Source organism: Brucella sp. NBRC 14130, from assembly GCF_040371715.1.
GTDB classification, from domain to species: Bacteria; Pseudomonadota; Alphaproteobacteria; order Rhizobiales; family Rhizobiaceae; genus Brucella; species Brucella intermedia.
In genome coordinates, this window is the sequence record NZ_BAABTE010000001.1 from 608,645 (window position 1) to 624,644 (window position 16,000).

The following is a 16,000-nucleotide window of genomic DNA, read 5'->3' on the forward strand; positions in this document are numbered from 1 at the left end:
AGCTGCCGTTAGCCCCCGGCTTTTTACCGTCTATGTAAAAGACGCTTTCGCCGCATAGCAGTGCGTCAAAGCCTTTCCAACAGAACAAGGGGCGTCAGCTTTGTGAATTCAAGACCGGTTGATTTGAAGGGATGGGGCGCCGTCTCCAGCAGAAGAGAAGAAGGGGCACGAACCCGGGTGGAATTCGCGTCTAACGTAATTGCGGAGGTTTCACGCTTTAACGCAAGGATGTATCTGACCTCGGCCAGACCTGAAACCGCCACCGCACACTTTCGAGCATCAAACCCGGCGAGCCTGGTGATCATGGTGGTTCGGCCCATCCACTCGCCGCTGCTGCCGACTTTATCCAGCGAACTACAGAACCGATTTTCAATCGGCGAAGGTAAAGCCCTTCCCGCGAATTGCATGCAAAGGGAGCACGATCCCGACTTTTTTGGCCCGCCGTCTCAGGCGACTCACAATGGTATCCAGGTGAGCATAGTTGAACTCATAAATATCTTCTCCGAGCGCGACGACCAGATCATGCCGCTCAACTATTGCGCCGCGCTCAACCAGCAAACGGCTCAAAATCCGTTGTTCGGACGTCGTGAGCCGCAGACGGTGCCCCCGGCCATCGGTAATGACCCAGCCGCTTTCCACCAGTGCCCATTCCGGAGATGGACACCGCGAAACAGTTACGGGCCTTTCCAGACGATTATAGACCGCCATTACAGTAGCAGCGAGTTCCCGAACATCCACCGGTTTGACGAGATAGGCATCGGCGCCAGATTCGAGACCAGTAATACGATCATCAATAGAACCGCGAGCTGTCACCATAATAATTCCGACTGATTGCGATGTTCTCAAATGCGCGGCCGCGGATAGCCCGTTTTCCCCCTTCAGTCCGACGTCAAGAATAACAATGTCTGACGGCTTGGCAGCATATGCTCGATAAAGAGCTGCAGCGGATTCGAACCCATGAGTGTTCAAGCCCAGACTGGCTAAACCAAAGACCATTTCCTCGCGGAAGTCGTCATCATCATCGACCACATATACGAGAGGGATACTGGCGGCGGCGTCTTTTCCAAGTCTCTCGTCGAAATTGGGGCGATTTCGTAAGATATCTGACATTGTCAATCTCAAGTATTCATGACGTTACCGGTATCGGCTAATTTCCGGCATACAGGTCCGCACGGGCAAGCAGAAGAGCGGCTAATTTTGCTCGCTGATCCCGAATTCTTCCGGCCACCCCTCTTATAGCAATGACGCCTTCGGTACATTATCCAGACGTCTCACTTTTATAGCCCGGTGGTCTCATTCGGTTTGTTTTTTCAACGCCACTTCCAAATCTCAACAAATGTGCTCGAAGGTCCGGAACAAGCGGCTCAGACAACCGCTCGCGCCGCGCTTCACCAGGCATCAAACCAAAACGTGTACGGAAACTACGCGAGAAATGGCTAGTGCTCGAAAATCCGTGTTCAAATGCGATTTTGGCAATCGATCGCGGAATCATGTCTGTTTGCGTGATCTCAAGAAAAGCTGCGTCGAGTCGGCGGTCTCTGATCACGCCCGCAATGCCACCGTCTTCCGCAAACGCACGATAGAGATGCGCACGTGAGACATTGAAACGACGAATAATCAAGTCCAGGCTAAGTTCTGGATTATTGAGATTCCGATCAACAAAATCCAGAACCCGCTGACGTAAGGCAATGCTTAAGGGGCGAAGTTCTTCAATCCCGGTTGCGCGCAAACCTTGCAAGGCGGCGGCCAGAATCGTAACCAACGATTCCTGCACTGCGACAATTTCGTCATTCGATAGATGTTCGCTCAGGCCATTCAACCCCTCGAGGTAAGCAGTGATCAACTGCGTCATCGGAAGATGTGCTTGCAGTACTACACCATGCAGATTTGCATGCCCCGTCGCCTTCGCCAGAATTCCGCGCGGTATAAGAGTAGACAGAGTGCCGCCCGCGGTCACGTCGCTCTGAAGAACTTGTGTTAGATCAAGGATACAGATATCTCCCGATCGTGCCGTCAGGCTGTTGTTCGCGGCATCGCCCAGGATTTCCCCTCCCTTTACAACCGCAACGAGGAATTGATCCAGACCACTCCATGCTATTATACGTCGGTCGCGATTATATCGCTGAGAGTTAAATGTAACGGAAGCCAGAGTAAACCCGGCTATCTCGCGAGATCTTATGGCACCCTCCAGTCGACCACTTTTGCTTCCAGGAATCGGTGTCGTTTCATAAAAGGGTCGGGAAGCCTCCCGCCAGAAATCATTCCTCAGGCGTTCCTCGACGAAATCAGTTGAAATAATAACGTCCTGACCGGATTTAGCCTCACAGCCATTTTTCTTCATCGACATTTGCCGCCCTGTCCTTCGATCCAACTGCGAGTCGAGGTATTTACCTGCGAGAAGTTATAACACGCGTTTTGTTCTGCATAATGCCTCGTCCCCAAACTCAATCCTGGATCGCCTCAGGCACAGGTCTCGTGCCGATTGAGGCCGCCGATTGCTTTTTTTTGTACTATCCCCACGGTTCAAAATGGTCCGAAAAAGAACCAATTCACCATTCTGTTTGTTTAATAGCACTGGAGACAGTCAGTGCCGGTTTATATCAGTAATAGCTAACAGTGCTTGCATTAATATTAATTTTCATCAATTTACAAAACAGTCTATTGATAGGATATCAGTATATCAATTAGTGTGTTCTTCTAATGGAATGAATAGCCGGGAGCCTGTTGCTCAGAAATTTCCCCGTATCCGGAGGTTGATGATGTCTAGATGGACAATAGCTGCAATGGTTTTGGCTGGTGGGACGTTCATACCGCCCGTCGTCTTCGAAGCTGGGGCACAAACGACAGTAGAGTGCCGATCCAGAGACTATAAATATGATGAATGCTATGCTGGCCCCCTGTCCAGGCCACAGCTCATTCATCAGACATCGAGTGCCTCTTGCATATTAAACCGCACATGGGGATACAACCCGAAAAGCCGCTATATATGGGTGGCTCAAGGGTGTTCGGGTGTGTTTGCGGATGTGGGTGGCTATCATCACGGTCGTGGCGACGGGTTTGATCCAGGAGCACGCCAGTACGATCACCGAGGCCATGATGTTGGCGGGGTAGTAGCGGGCGCGGTACTGGGAGCGATTGTTGAAGGAATGTTGACGGATCATCCGAAGAAGCACCATCACACGACGAGCAACCACCGTGATACGGACGACTATAATGGCTGTCACGGCATTGGATGTAATGTTGACCGACCGAATAACTCCGGTGAGATCGATACGACGCCCCAGTTCGACAGAAACGGGGAACCAAACTACGATACCCACGGCAACTACATCGGCTGCCATGGAGTTGGCTGCTTGGTGATAGTCAAGATTAGTAAAAACCGTGCAGCCCGCCCTCCTTCAAATATTACAAGACCCACGACGAATGTTCATATTCGTGGATAGACTTCATGTCACTATCACTTCTTAATATTTCCAGAACCTGACACTCCGGCATGAAAAACATTCGAATGCGTTGAATCAATTTATACCTTTATCACGTTCCAATGGGAGAATTGAATGACAGGCCTGAAACCCAGACATTTACTGCTTGCGTTTCTACCCTTGGCGGTTGCCGGATGCGTTACCGCAGATGATGTATACCGGGACAACTGTACCTCCTTCGGTTTCAGGCCCGGCACTGATGCATTCGCAAACTGTATGATGGAACAGAGCGCACGCCACGATGAGGATGAACAACGCGCACAAGATCGCATTTATGCTCAAGAACAGCGCGACCGTGAGCGCAAAAGGGAGCGTCGCCGCCGCGAGGAACAACAGATCGATACCAGGCCTCAGTTCGATAAGGACGGCAATCCAAACTTTGATACACAAGGGAATTACGTTGGTTGCCATGGAGCCGGATGTGGGGTCGACAATCCCGATAATCCGGCTGATAGTAACAACTAAAAATCTGAACGGTATCAAAAATCTGAACGGTATCGCCGCTTATGTCTAAAAGCTGTTTGACCCGGGCAAAGGTCAAGATCGGGCCGCCGCTGCGTCAGATTCTATCGCCTTTGACATTGGGCGTATCCGTAGCATGGCTGGCTATAGTGGCGTGCCTTGGCTGGTGGATTTCCCACCTTGCAGTATCAGCTGAGACCAGGAGATTGGCTGCAAGCGCCGAGTATGAGGCACAGACAACGGCGCGCGTTGTTGATCGGCTGTTCACGGAGATGAACAGCGTCGCCAACATGGTTGCTAAGCAGAACCGGGTAATCGAACTTGCGTCTCGCTATCGGGTTGATCCCCCGGGCTTCTCGGAACTAACGCGTGAAGAGCGGGCAGCTATACTTACAAGTGATCCCCTCGTTCGTCTGGTCGGCGATTTCATGACCCGGCTATCGGACGACCTTCACTATGCCCGTATTTATATGAACAATTTGTCACACGATACCGTAACATCCAGTCAGTGGGCTGATCGCTTTAACATAGTGGGACAGATTTATACCGGCCGGGCATATCTAATTGATGCATTGCGCGATGGTAGCGGGCAACTGTTTGGTATCGCTCGCTTGAACCAGATGCCATCGTATTTTGTTACCAGTCGGATTGAGGGCACTGACGACGAGGCGCTGGGGTCGGTTACGGTGCGGTTTGACGCACCGGTAATGGCACGCTACCTGACAGGTCAACACGTCGCATTGATCGTGAATCGCCAGGGACGAGTAACGACGGCATCTTCTGCGACATTCATGCTACGCAACGTTGCGGCGGTTTTGCCGCCCGAAACCCTGCAGCCTTCAAACAGCGACGAGAGTCCAGGAGAGGCGATGGCCGTGCAGCAAATTGCGGACGTGGAAGGGGGCGACCAGTGGTTGATCGACGGCCACTCCTATCTGATACGGCATCAGCCGCTGGGTAACGCGCAGTACCAGTTACTTACCTTGGCGCCGCTCGATTATTTGGGCGCTCTACAACGGCAATATCTTGTCGCCGCCGGGGGCGTTGCAGCCTTGGGCCTTGCGCTGATTGTACTTGCTGGTCGTTTGGTTGACCAACGTACCGAACGCCGTCAGCGAGCAGAGCAGGATCGCATTCTGGCCATCTCGCAGGCAGCCGAGCGCGAGTTGACCATCAAAGTACAGGAGAGAACGGCAGAACTAGCGGAGAGTAATGCGTCACTTGAAGCCGAGGTGGAGCGCCGCCGGCTGCTTGAGATAAAGCTCCAGCAGTCTCTCGACTCGGTTAACGATGCTCTTGCACAGCAACGGGACTTTGTAGCCGTGGTGTCCCACGAGTTCCGGGGCCCGCTGGCAGTGATTGCAGCTGCTGCTGACAACCTGCTCATTTCATTGGCTGATGGCACAGACAGCATAAAGTTACGCGTCAGCAAAATAAGCCGCACTGTTAAACGTATGGCGTTGCTAATCGAAAACGTGCTGGCTGGCGACCGGATAGATGCGGGACAATCACAATCCGGGCAAGCGGATGTATTTGATCTCAACGAGATTATACACACGGCACGGATGGGATTTGATGAGGCTGCCGCTGATCGCATTACTTTCGTGAATGGTGGCAGAACGCCGGTTAAATGTGACCGCGCCCTTATAGAGATTGTTCTACACAACCTGATACAAAATGCGCTGAAGTACTCTCCTGTGAATTCTCCAGTAAATATCCAATTGTCGACTGATCACAATATGGCTCTTATTACGGTTACTGACCAAGGCAAAGGCATCACTCCAGATGAGCGTGAACTGATATTTATGAAATACTTTAGATCGCCTGGCCATACTACAACAGGGTTTGGCCTGGGACTTTACATATCACGCGAGATTGCCCGACAGAATGGGGGCGATATCACACTGATGGCCAGCGATACCACGGGATCAACTTTTTGCTTCTCGCTTCCCATTGAGGCAGAATTTGGGGCAAGTACCGTATCCAAAGCGGAATAACGACCGTTGTTGGACCGATCATCCGAACCTCATTTATCGGAACTGCCACGCCGCCGCTCCGGATGCACGTTCAAGACCCGGAATTGCCCGGCTCCGGAACCGGCCATGACGCGGATGCTCATATCAGAACAAGAAATGGCGCCGCAATGACAGGAAGTGACAGTTTGTGCCAGTTTCTGCAATTGCCTTATGAGTACATGCTGTTAGACATACCGATTACAAATATCCCATGGGCGATGGTGATTTTGCATTGAGCAATACAAGTATTCTCTATCTTGTTCAAGATACGGGCGCGGCAATTTCGAAAATTTTAAGAACAGTATCCGGGTTTGGAAATGGTTTATTTATAGATTTCCAGAAATCGACGGCCATCAACGCCGGATATTATTATGTCGGCGCAAATTGCCTGCGTCAGGAAGCAAATTAGATGTGGAAGGGGACATCGTTGAAACCAGGGCGACAAAAAAGCGGAAATAATGATCAGCAAGAAGCGACCTGGCTTCGTGGAGGTCGTGTCGGCAAGTATAAGGGAATCGCTGGTGGCATAGCGCCTACTGAAACAGGATTTATTCAGTCACTTACCGGCGTTTCGGTGCTGTCCGCCGCAGCATTTGCATCAATGTTCGGCTGGTCATCGCCATCATTGGCAGGTGACTGCGTTTCATCGGGTACTGATACCTGGAGCTGCTCTGGCACTGCCTCGAGCACTGGTGGTGATGCTCCGGTGAGTATTTCTTCCCCTACGCAGGTAACAGTTATCACACAGCCAGGTTTCGGTGTATCAACTGCTGGAGAAGCTATCAGGGTCGACGCAATCGGCGGGATAACCCTGACTGATGGAAATGCTTCATCCATCACGTCCTCTGGTGGGCAGGGCATTTTAGCAATCAACGATGGAACCGGCTCGGTTGCCATCACCTCGAATGGCCGCATAACCGGAACAGAGGGCATTTACGTCACCAATTACGGTACCGGCTCAACTACAGTCATATCATCAGGCACGGTGACGGGGACATCCGGTGACGCTATCTACGCAAGCAACGACGTTAACGCGACAGATTTGATTGTCAGTCAGACTGGCGGGACGATCACTGGTGCGGACAACGGAATTCACACGACCCATGGAGGAACCGGGGCGACAGTAATCGGTGCAGCCGGTGAAGTGAACGGAGCACGTGACAATGGTATTTGGGCGCTAAACTCGGCCAGCGCAACGGATATTACCATTACACAGGATGCGGATAGCACCATAACCGGTTATACGCATGGCATTCGCGCCGACAACTGGGGCACCGGCGCTGTGACGATCACGACAGCCGGAATTGTAAACCAGACCCAGACCGGCGCGACCAATAACGACACCTACGGTGTTTACGCCTACAATGATGTTTCAGCGACGGATATTAGTCTTATCCAGACGGGGGGATCGGTCTCCGGCAACTGGTTTGGCATGTACGCCAATAATCAGGGTACCGGAACAACGACGATCGTCAGTTCCGGAGACGTCACGGCAACCGTACGCGCCGGCCTCTATGCTTTTAACGCCAGCACAGCGAAGGACATGGTCGTCCAGCAGACGTCCGGATCGGTCAAAGGTGGTACCTATGGTGTTTTCGCAGACAATGCGGGAACGGGTTCAACCACAGTTACGTTGTCCGGCGACGTGACCGCTTCCGGTGACTACGGGGTCTATGCACGGAACGGCAGCAGCGCCACCGATCTGACTGTAAAACAGACGGTGGGTTCTATTGCTGGCAACACTGCTGTTCTGGCTCGGAACCAGGGCACGGGTGCGACGTTGGTTAGCGCCGTTGGTACAGTGACCGGTGGTTCGGGCGCGGGCATTCAAACGATAGCGGCAAACGGCTCGACCATCGATATTGCGGCTTCAGCAACACTCAAAGCAACCTCGGGGATTGCCATTCGCGATGGCGGTGTTGCGGGTAATCCGACCGCGTCGGACTCAGTCGGCGGCAATGTCACCGTCAACAGCGCTGGCACTGTAACCGGCGATGCGATCCTGGGCCTCGGCGATGATACCTTTAATCTGACCGGCGGGACCTATACCGGAACTATTTACGGCGATGACAGGGACGACGCCCAGAGCGATGACGGCGTTGCCAATCATGAGGGCAATGACACTTTCAACTGGACGGACGGCAAGCTGGCTGGTGGTTTCTACGGTCAGGACGGCTCCGATACGGCAACGGTAAGTGCATCGGCCTACGATGGCTCGCAGGTCCTTGATGGCGGCGATGACACCTCTGTTGCCGATGGCATGATTGATACGCTGAAACTCAAAGGTGTTACGGCGACCAGCAATGGTGGCAAGATCATCAATTGGGAAGTCGTCACACTCGATCAAGCCAATCTGTCGATTGGTGGCGGTGCATGGCACGTCGGCGAGCCGGATGAGGGAACAACCGGCGTTAGTCTCACGAACGGATCGACGCTCGATGGCATGGCATCCCTCGACTTCAACGGTAATATGACGATCGATCCCACATCGACGTTCGTTGGAACTGGCGACGGTAGCGGCGTTTATTCGTTCAGCGGGGACGTGACCAATGCCGGAACCATCACGACGGTCGATGATGCTGTCGGCGATGTCGTGATCATCGGCGGAAATTATAACGGCAATGGCGGACAAATGCTGTTCGATGTTGTCCTTGGCGACGACAGTTCAAAGACCGATATGGTTGTCATTAATGGCGACACATCCGGCAAAACAAATGTTGGCGTCAACAATGTCGGCGGAGCAGGTGCGCAAACCAATGAAGGTATCCGTATCATTGAGGTGAATGGAGCTTCCAACGGTTCGTTCACACTTATCAGCGATTACCTTGTGGATGGAAAGCCTGCGACCGTTGCAGGCGCTTACGCCTATCAGCTTTACCAGGGCGGTACTTCAACACCGTCTGACGGAGACTGGTATCTACGTTCACAGCTCAAGCCGACTGAACCTGAAACGCCGCTGTATCAAGCCGGCGTTTCCTCCTACGAGGCTTATCCGCAGGCAATGCTCGGTCTCAATGGCGTACCGACCCTGCAGCAGCGTGTTGGCAATCGTTTCTGGGCGGGTAATGGCAATAAGGTTGTCGCGGAAGGGGCTGATCCGATCGGCACACCTTATGCCGCTCTGGAAGAAGCTGGCGTTGCGATTGAAGGCAACGGGGTCTGGGGCCGTATCGAAGGCGCACATAACAGCATCGAACCGCGTTTCTCGACCTCGGCTACCGATTACGACCAGAATGTCTTCAAACTCCAGGCCGGTATTGATGGACTGCTGACTGAAACCGAAAACGGCAAGCTCATTGGTGGAGTAACAATCCATTACGCCCATGGCAAAACCGACATAAACTCCGTTTACGGCGATGGCGAGATCCGTACGGACGGTTACGGTTTTGGCGGTACACTGACGTGGTATGGCGAAAACGGCTTCTATCTCGACGGTCAGGGACAGGTGACGTGGTACACGAGCGATCTGAATTCCCTTCTTGCCAACACAAACCTGACGGATGGCAATGACGGCTTCGGCTATACCCTCTCGCTGGAAGGTGGCAAGCGGATTGCCATTGACCCGGCATGGTCCCTCACCCCACAAGCACAGCTGGTCTATTCGAACGTCGATTTTGACGCATTTACCGATGTTTTCGGTTCACGTGTCAGCATTGATCGCGGCGAGAGCCTGCAGGGCCGTCTCGGCCTTACACTTGATCATGAAAACTCATGGCAAAATGACAAGGGCTTGCTTGACCGGACCCACGTCTACGGCATCGCCAATCTCTACTATGAGTTCCTTGAAGGAACTAAGGTCGATGTTCAGGGAGTGAGCTTTGCCAGCCGCAATGACCGCGTTTGGGGCGGTCTTGGGATTGGCGGTACCTATAACTGGGATGATGACAAGTATTCGATCTATGGCGAGGGCCTTGTCAACACCAGTCTCAACAACTTCGGCGACAGCTATTCTGTCAAGGGAACAGTCGGCTTTCGTATGAAATGGTAAAATAGTCAGCGGTCGCTGATGTTGACGCCCGAACGTATCCAACATCAGCAATCGTGGACCGCTGTCAGTCCGCCCTCTTTTAACTGACAGCGGTCTCCCGATTTATTCAAGACAACGTAGCCGGAAACAGCCCCCCGGGTTGCCTGTAGATAAAAATTGAAGGAGTCGCGTTAATGGTTAATCATTCCATCAAAGGTAAAACCGTTCTTATAGCTGGCGGCGCGAAAAATCTTGGCGGACTCATCGCGCGGGATCTCGCCAAACACGGCGCCAGGGCAATTGCGATTCACTACAACAGCGCGACGAGTAAGGCCGATGCCGACGCTACGGTAGCCGCAGTGAAGGCATTGGGTGCACAAGCAGTCGCCTTTCAGGCAAACCTCGTCACAGCAGGTGCAACGGAGAAATTGTTTGCCGACACTATTGCGGCAATTGGCAAGCCGGATATCGCTATTAATACTGTCGGCAAGGTTTTGAAGAAGCCAATGGCCGAGATTTCGGAAGCCGAATACGACGAAATGTCTGCGGTGAACGCCAAAGCCGCTTTTTTCTTCATCAAGGAAGCCGGCACACAAATCAATGACAATGGCAAGATCTGTACGCTCGTTACCTCCTTGCTCGGCGCCTACACGCCCTTCTACTCCAGCTATGCCGGCACAAAAGCTCCGGTCGAACATTTCACGCGGGCAGCTTCAAAGGAATTCGGAGAACGCGGCATTTCAGTGACCGCTATCGGACCTGGCCCGATGGATACGCCGTTTTTCTACCCTGCTGAAGGCGAGGACGCGGTTGCCTATCACAAGACAGCTGCTGCATTGTCGAATTTCTCGAAAACAGGACTAACAGATATTGAGGACATAGTTCCCTGGGTACGCCTTCTGGTCTCTGAAGGCTAGTGGATGACCGGTCAGACCATTCTGGTCAATGGGGGCTACACGACCAAGTAGTTGTGGCAACGGACATTGGTACCATCTGGGCCGAAGGATGTATGACAACAAAAGGTTGGGACAGGAACATGAAACGATTAACCACAGCAGGTTTCCTTATCCTCACAATAATGCATTCGTCGGCAGCATACGCCGACCTGAAATCGGCAGACCGCAGATTGAATGATCTCTATAGCCAGGTAGTCAACTCTCTGCCTCCCTCAAATCAAATGCAGCTCAAGGCGAGCCAGCGCAACTGGATCAAGTATCGCGACGCTGAGTGCCGATACCAGCAAGTAAACTATGCGATCATGGTTTCAGAAGCAGATTGCAAGGAAGTTCTAACACGTCAAAGGGCTGACCTCCTTAACCAACAGCTAGGCTGGCTGAAACAAATGGCCGACGAGGCTGACACCGATTCCTCGACAGAATGCAGGCAGGAGATCGGTGCGAAGGCTGCAAACGTTCTTGTTAATCAATGCAAGGAGATCTCACCTGCAACACACCCGCCGTGTAATGCAAGCAATTCGTGCGACATGATCAGGGATGAAATCAAGCGTGGTTGCAGCATGGTCGGTGACAAGAAGCCACCTTACTGCCAGTAGAAAAGGCCTTTCAATCCGTCTGCGAGAGCTCTTCCGCTCCCGGCGTATTGGGAAAGCGGAAGCTTTCCCTGCTCTTCAGCAAAGGGCAAAGTTTTAGATAGTACTTCACAAATAACTGATCCAGTTAAGCTGGCAGATCAACTGATGATGCGTAACAATGCATGGTGCTTGACCATATGTTCCTTATTCGGCGCCAATACCACCTGATTGCATTCTAAGAAGGCCACATTAAATGATCAATTCCTCGTTGGAATGGTCCGTTCCATTATTGATCCTTTTTTGCGGTACTGGTCTGATTGTTGCGGGCCGGTTTGGCGTTCAGACCACCCGTTGGGGTGTCGGACTTTGCCTGCTTGGAACCGGCTATGGCTTCATGCTTATCCGTACCGAAACATTCTCGGCAATTAAACCGATATGGGAAGACGCGCTGATCCTGACTGGCGTCCTCATTTGCTGTCGAGCACTTACAAAACGCTTCAAACCTGGTGACGTTCAAGCTCTGGATTGGCTCGTTGCAGGCTTGTTCCTCTGCACAGCCGCTCTATCACTGATACTTTACCAAAGCGTACGGCTGGAGACTTTATCGATACTTGCAGGCACAGCATCACTGATAATAATTTCTCTTTGGCGCGTAAAGTCTCTGAAGAAGACGGCTTCTGACAAGATATTTATAGCAGCATTTATTATCATTGCTTCTTCAATTATATTCCAATGTATATTCTACTTATCGTCGAACGATATTGAAGGCCCCGCTGGCTCGTGGAGCAACTCATTCCCAGGGGTCATGGTTCAGTATACAGGTCTTTTTGGCGGCGTCTTGACGACCTTTGCGATTGTCATCGCAGCTGGCGTGGATGCAATTCATCATTATCGTGAATTGGCTCACACCGACCCTCTGACCCAGGTGCGTAACCGAAGAGGTATGCAGGCATTTATAAGTTCGGTTCACCTTGACCAAGGAGCGCGCGAACCAGTGACAATTGTCCTGGCGGATATTGATCACTTCAAGATGGTGAATGATCGATTTGGCCATCACGCCGGCGATCTGATTATAGCTGATTTCGCCCAGCTGTTACAAAAATGGGCAGGGCGTGGAAGCTGCGTGGCCCGTTTGGGTGGTGAAGAATTTGCAGTTTTGTTACCTGGAACCTCCATGCACATTGGAGTCACGCTAATTGAGGCATTGCGGCTGGAGTTCGCATCACGAAAATGGCCCCATATTTCTGCGCATCTCCATCTGACCGCAAGTTTTGGCTTAACAACGCTGGAACACGGTGAACCGTTCAACTCTGCAATCGCGCGTGCAGATACGAATCTTTATAAAGCCAAGCAGCGGGGAAGAGACCGTCTTGTACAGGATAAAGCAGCATAATTATTGGTGTCGGTCGCGTACTCCTGTTTCACCCGTTTTGGGACGGAAAAAACATTATGTTTCCGACGATAGCGGCATGGCGCCACCTGATAGAAACTGTAATCAGCTCCTCCAGAGCTGATTACTAGAGTCGCACCGGCCAGAGATTCCGCGTATATGCCCAACGGCTCCCTGACGGTTGCCAGGGAGCTCTGGTTCACACGATTATTGGCAGTACAGATGAACGCCCGGCGACTTGCTACTGGATAAACAAACCCACGCCCGGTGCGATCGGCAGACCGAGCTCCATCCAGAGGATAAGGAACAACAACCACGAGACAAGAAAACCGAGTGCGACCGGGATTGTCATCGACGCAAGTGTTCCGATACCCGCATCCTTTTGATACCGCTGCAAGAATGCGAGACAGACCGCGAAATAGGGGCTCATCGGCGTCACGATATTGGTGGAGGAGTCAGCGATACGGAAAGCTGCCTGGATCAGTGCCGGTTCGAAACCAACCAGCATCATCATCGGCACGAAAATTGGTGCCATCAAAGACCATTGTGCAGACCCCGACGTGATAAACAGGTTCATGACGGTAGCCAGTACGACAAACGATACCAGAAGCGGAATACCGCCAAATCCGCTGGCATCAAGCATGTGAGAACCGCCTACGGCGATCCACTCCCCCAGGTTTGTCCACTTGAACCAGGCAAGGAACTGCGAAATGGCAAAGAACAGAACCAATGTCGGTGCAAGCTCCTTCACTGCTTCTGCCATGAAGTTTATGCCATCTTGCGAAGTTTTGATTTTGCCGACAGTCCGGCCATAGATCCAGCCGAGGAAGAGGAAGAATATGGCAAAAATCGCCACTGCGCTTTCCAGGAATGGTGAAGGTACCAGCCCGCCGTTTTCATTGCGAAGCGGAGATCCGGCAGGCACTACGGCTGCGACTATAATGGCTATGAGTGCCAGCGTTGCCCAACCAACGCGCTTCAACCCTTTCAGCTCCAGTTCACTGACAGGATGAACATCGAGCACCACACTACCACGATATGTACCAGCCATAGGTTCAACAATTCGCTCGATGATGAATGCGCCAACAATTGAAAGTATGATCGCTGAGGACGCAATGAAATAGTAGTTGTCGATAGGCGATACGTATGCGTTTGCATCGACAGTGTGTGCAGCACTTGTTGTAATGCCTGAAAGTATAACGTCTGCTGGCGTGATCAGCAGGCTCGCATCATAGCCAGCTCCGACAGCTACATATCCTGTCACTGCACCCACCAGAGGATTCCGGCCCATTGCCTGGAAAATCATCGCTGAAAGCGGGATGAGGATAATATAGGCCGCATCAGACGCAACGTGGCTGCACATGCCAACCAGAAAAATGACGAATGTAGTCAGATAGCGGGGGGCTTTCATCACGCTGACCTGCATCAGTGCAGCAATAAGACCTGTCTTGTCCGCAACTCCGATGGCAAGCATAATAACGAGCACCACACCGAGTGGTGGAAACATCACAAAATTCTTGGCCACGGTGGTCAGAGCAAATACCAGTCCTTCGCCAGACACGAGGCTTTTGACGGTGACGCTTGCGCCGGTTTTCGGATTTACTCCTGATACGCCGTAGATTGCCAGAACCCATGATAAAAGCGCGACGACAACACAAAGAGATGCGAAAAGGATGACGGGATGCGGCAGTTTATTGCCCGCCCGTTCGAGCGCATTGAAAAAACGTTGCATATTAATTCTTCCCTTCCAGGCCCTGTACTGTCCGATCCGCACCTTGTAATGCGGTTCCTCCCGACGGCGCAGGGTCGGCATCATGATGAATAGCTTCAAGCAGAGGGGTTAAACCGCGACCTGAAGCCGGCTTTTCAAGGATTTGTTTTGAGGCGCTGTTCAGCAATTGCGACGAACATGCCCGCTGCCACCGGCAATATCTCGTCGCGATAGTTGTAATGCGGATGGTGGAGGTAGGCGCTATCTTCACCATTACCGACAAAGAAGAAGCAACCGGGAATCTTTTCCAGATAGAATGCAAAATCTTCCGCACCCATCGTGGGCAATTGATACATGAAACCGGCGTTTTCAGCGCCGAAGCTCTCGACAGCAACCTTTATTGTAAAGTCCGTTTCATCGCTGTCATTGACAACAGGCGGAATCCGCATTGTCTGTTCCAGTCTGAAGCTTGCACCATAGGCCTCGCATGTCTGCGCAACGACCCGGCGAAGTTCCCTGTCGATTGTCGCTGCAGCCTCAGGCGAGCCATCGCGCGTGTTGATCATCATTGTTGCCTGGCCTGGAATGACGTTGTGACTGTTGCCGCCATGGAATTGGGTAACCGTGACGACACCTGAGTCCAGCGGTGACAAGCGTCGAGCAATGACACTTTGCAACGATTGAATAACTCCTGCTCCGATAAATACCGGATCGATGGCCAGGTCGGGGCGGGAAGCATGACCACCCTTACCCGTTATGGTGACCTCATAAAGCGAACTTCCACCCATCGCAGGTCCGGCCTTGGCAAAGACCCGCCCTAATGGGTAACTGGGCCGGTTATGATAACCATAAATGGTCTCGACCCGGTCCAGCGCACCTTCTTCGATCATGCGTGCGGCCCCAAGGCCGCCTTCTTCTGCTGGCTGGAACAACAGCGTAATCCGACCAGAAAGATGCTCGTGATGCCGCGCAAGTCTGTCCGCCGCCAACAACAGCGAAGCGGTATGCCCGTCGTGGCCGCACGCATGCATTTTGCCGGGTGTCTTCGAAGCGTAAGTCAAGCCTGTTTCTTCCTGGATAGGCAATGCGTCCATATCGGCACGAATGCCGATTGAGGAGCCGGGGCGCCCTGTATCAAGGATGGCAAGTACACCCGTCTGGGCGAGACCGGTTTTGACCTCATAGCCGCGCTGTTTTAGGAATTCAGCGACCAGATCGCTCGTTGCATGTTCCTCATACTTGAGCTCGGGATTGCTGTGCAATTGTTGGCGAATAGCCGTTGCATCGGCAATCGCCTCACTGGTGAAAACAGACATTAAAACCTCCCTGAAAGCGAAATATCGGGACGTTAAGGCCCCTCGATCCTCAGTTCAGGCTTGATATCAAGCGGATAGACATGCCACAATTTCATAAATTAGTTCATATCGTTGCGTTTTTGGCAA

Annotated in this window: 13 protein-coding genes; 8 read left to right on the forward strand and 5 right to left on the reverse strand. The window is 52.3% G+C overall.

The window, feature by feature from the left end; genetic code table 11:
- Positions 1 to 65 precede the first annotated feature (65 nt).
- From ABWW28_RS02935 to ABWW28_RS02945, 3 genes are all read right to left on the reverse strand, one after another.
- On the reverse strand, positions 66 to 305 hold the full coding sequence (locus tag ABWW28_RS02935; RefSeq protein ID WP_207301219.1) for a hypothetical protein: 240 nt from the start codon (positions 303 to 305) through the stop codon (positions 66 to 68).
- Between the two features lie 64 nt (positions 306 to 369).
- Positions 370 to 1,110, reverse strand: a complete 741-nt coding sequence (locus tag ABWW28_RS02940; RefSeq protein ID WP_025091582.1) for a response regulator transcription factor — start codon at positions 1,108 to 1,110, stop codon at positions 370 to 372.
- A 148-nt stretch (positions 1,111 to 1,258) separates the two neighbouring features.
- Complete coding sequence (locus ABWW28_RS02945) at positions 1,259 to 2,347, reverse strand: helix-turn-helix domain-containing protein (RefSeq protein WP_025091583.1); 1,089 nt, start codon at positions 2,345 to 2,347, stop codon at positions 1,259 to 1,261.
- Between the two features lie 436 nt (positions 2,348 to 2,783).
- Between ABWW28_RS02945 and ABWW28_RS02950 the strand changes: the two genes are divergently transcribed.
- The 8 genes from ABWW28_RS02950 to ABWW28_RS02985 all read left to right on the forward strand — a co-directional run bounded on the left by ABWW28_RS02950 (position 2,784) and on the right by ABWW28_RS02985 (position 12,850).
- Positions 2,784 to 3,443: a DUF3011 domain-containing protein gene (locus ABWW28_RS02950; RefSeq protein ID WP_247886703.1), complete on the forward strand. Its 660-nt coding sequence runs from the start codon at positions 2,784 to 2,786 to the stop codon at positions 3,441 to 3,443.
- Between the two features lie 114 nt (positions 3,444 to 3,557).
- Positions 3,558 to 3,947 carry a hypothetical protein gene (locus ABWW28_RS02955; protein WP_006472040.1) on the forward strand — a complete coding sequence of 130 codons (390 nt, stop codon included), beginning with the start codon at positions 3,558 to 3,560 and terminating at the stop codon, positions 3,945 to 3,947.
- A gap of 203 nt (positions 3,948 to 4,150) precedes the next feature.
- A complete protein-coding gene (locus tag ABWW28_RS02960; RefSeq protein ID WP_025091584.1) occupies positions 4,151 to 5,941 on the forward strand; it encodes a sensor histidine kinase in 1,791 nt (596 codons plus the stop codon).
- A 229-nt stretch (positions 5,942 to 6,170) separates the two neighbouring features.
- Entirely contained in the window at positions 6,171 to 6,368 is a 198-nt protein-coding gene (locus ABWW28_RS02965; protein ID WP_025091585.1) for a hypothetical protein, read from the forward strand.
- Positions 6,369 to 9,947, forward strand: coding sequence for an autotransporter outer membrane beta-barrel domain-containing protein (locus ABWW28_RS02970; protein ID WP_235694422.1), 3,579 nt, complete (start codon positions 6,369 to 6,371; stop codon positions 9,945 to 9,947).
- Positions 9,948 to 10,120: 173 nt separating this feature from the next.
- Entirely contained in the window at positions 10,121 to 10,843 is a 723-nt protein-coding gene (locus ABWW28_RS02975) for an SDR family oxidoreductase (protein WP_051556959.1), read from the forward strand.
- A gap of 119 nt (positions 10,844 to 10,962) precedes the next feature.
- Positions 10,963 to 11,478 carry a lysozyme inhibitor LprI family protein gene (locus ABWW28_RS02980; protein ID WP_235694424.1) on the forward strand — a complete coding sequence of 172 codons (516 nt, stop codon included), beginning with the start codon at positions 10,963 to 10,965 and terminating at the stop codon, positions 11,476 to 11,478.
- A gap of 232 nt (positions 11,479 to 11,710) precedes the next feature.
- The gene (locus ABWW28_RS02985; protein ID WP_025091587.1) at positions 11,711 to 12,850 is read left to right on the forward strand and encodes a GGDEF domain-containing protein; all 1,140 of its coding nucleotides are present in this window, start codon (positions 11,711 to 11,713) and stop codon (positions 12,848 to 12,850) included.
- Between the two features lie 238 nt (positions 12,851 to 13,088).
- On the opposite strand, the gene ABWW28_RS02990 is transcribed toward ABWW28_RS02985, so the two are convergent.
- Together ABWW28_RS02990 and ABWW28_RS02995 are read right to left on the reverse strand one after the other, a co-directional pair.
- The gene (locus ABWW28_RS02990; RefSeq protein ID WP_235694425.1) at positions 13,089 to 14,663 is read right to left on the reverse strand and encodes an AbgT family transporter; all 1,575 of its coding nucleotides are present in this window, start codon (positions 14,661 to 14,663) and stop codon (positions 13,089 to 13,091) included.
- A gap of 50 nt (positions 14,664 to 14,713) precedes the next feature.
- The gene (locus ABWW28_RS02995; protein ID WP_025091589.1) at positions 14,714 to 15,874 is read right to left on the reverse strand and encodes a M20 metallopeptidase family protein; all 1,161 of its coding nucleotides are present in this window, start codon (positions 15,872 to 15,874) and stop codon (positions 14,714 to 14,716) included.
- Positions 15,875 to 16,000: the final 126 nt, after the last annotated feature.

What these genes read in the sequence shown, in the direction of transcription:
- ABWW28_RS02935 (WP_207301219.1), bottom strand. Translation starts at nt 305, where the DNA reads ATGATCACCAGGCTCGCCGGGTTTGATGCTCGAAAGTGTGCGGTGGCG.
- ABWW28_RS02940 (WP_025091582.1), bottom strand. Translation starts at nt 1,110, where the DNA reads ATGTCAGATATCTTACGAAATCGCCCCAATTTCGACGAGAGACTTGGA.
- ABWW28_RS02945 (WP_025091583.1), bottom strand. Translation starts at nt 2,347, where the DNA reads ATGTCGATGAAGAAAAATGGCTGTGAGGCTAAATCCGGTCAGGACGTT.
- ABWW28_RS02950 (WP_247886703.1), top strand. Translation starts at nt 2,784, where the DNA reads ATGGTTTTGGCTGGTGGGACGTTCATACCGCCCGTCGTCTTCGAAGCT.
- ABWW28_RS02955 (WP_006472040.1), top strand. Translation starts at nt 3,558, where the DNA reads ATGACAGGCCTGAAACCCAGACATTTACTGCTTGCGTTTCTACCCTTG.
- ABWW28_RS02965 (WP_025091585.1), top strand. Translation starts at nt 6,171, where the DNA reads ATGGGCGATGGTGATTTTGCATTGAGCAATACAAGTATTCTCTATCTT.
- ABWW28_RS02970 (WP_235694422.1), top strand. Translation starts at nt 6,369, where the DNA reads ATGTGGAAGGGGACATCGTTGAAACCAGGGCGACAAAAAAGCGGAAAT.
- ABWW28_RS02975 (WP_051556959.1), top strand. Translation starts at nt 10,121, where the DNA reads ATGGTTAATCATTCCATCAAAGGTAAAACCGTTCTTATAGCTGGCGGC.
- ABWW28_RS02980 (WP_235694424.1), top strand. Translation starts at nt 10,963, where the DNA reads ATGAAACGATTAACCACAGCAGGTTTCCTTATCCTCACAATAATGCAT.
- ABWW28_RS02985 (WP_025091587.1), top strand. Translation starts at nt 11,711, where the DNA reads ATGATCAATTCCTCGTTGGAATGGTCCGTTCCATTATTGATCCTTTTT.
- ABWW28_RS02990 (WP_235694425.1), bottom strand. Translation starts at nt 14,663, where the DNA reads ATGATGCCGACCCTGCGCCGTCGGGAGGAACCGCATTACAAGGTGCGG.
- ABWW28_RS02995 (WP_025091589.1), bottom strand. Translation starts at nt 15,874, where the DNA reads ATGTCTGTTTTCACCAGTGAGGCGATTGCCGATGCAACGGCTATTCGC.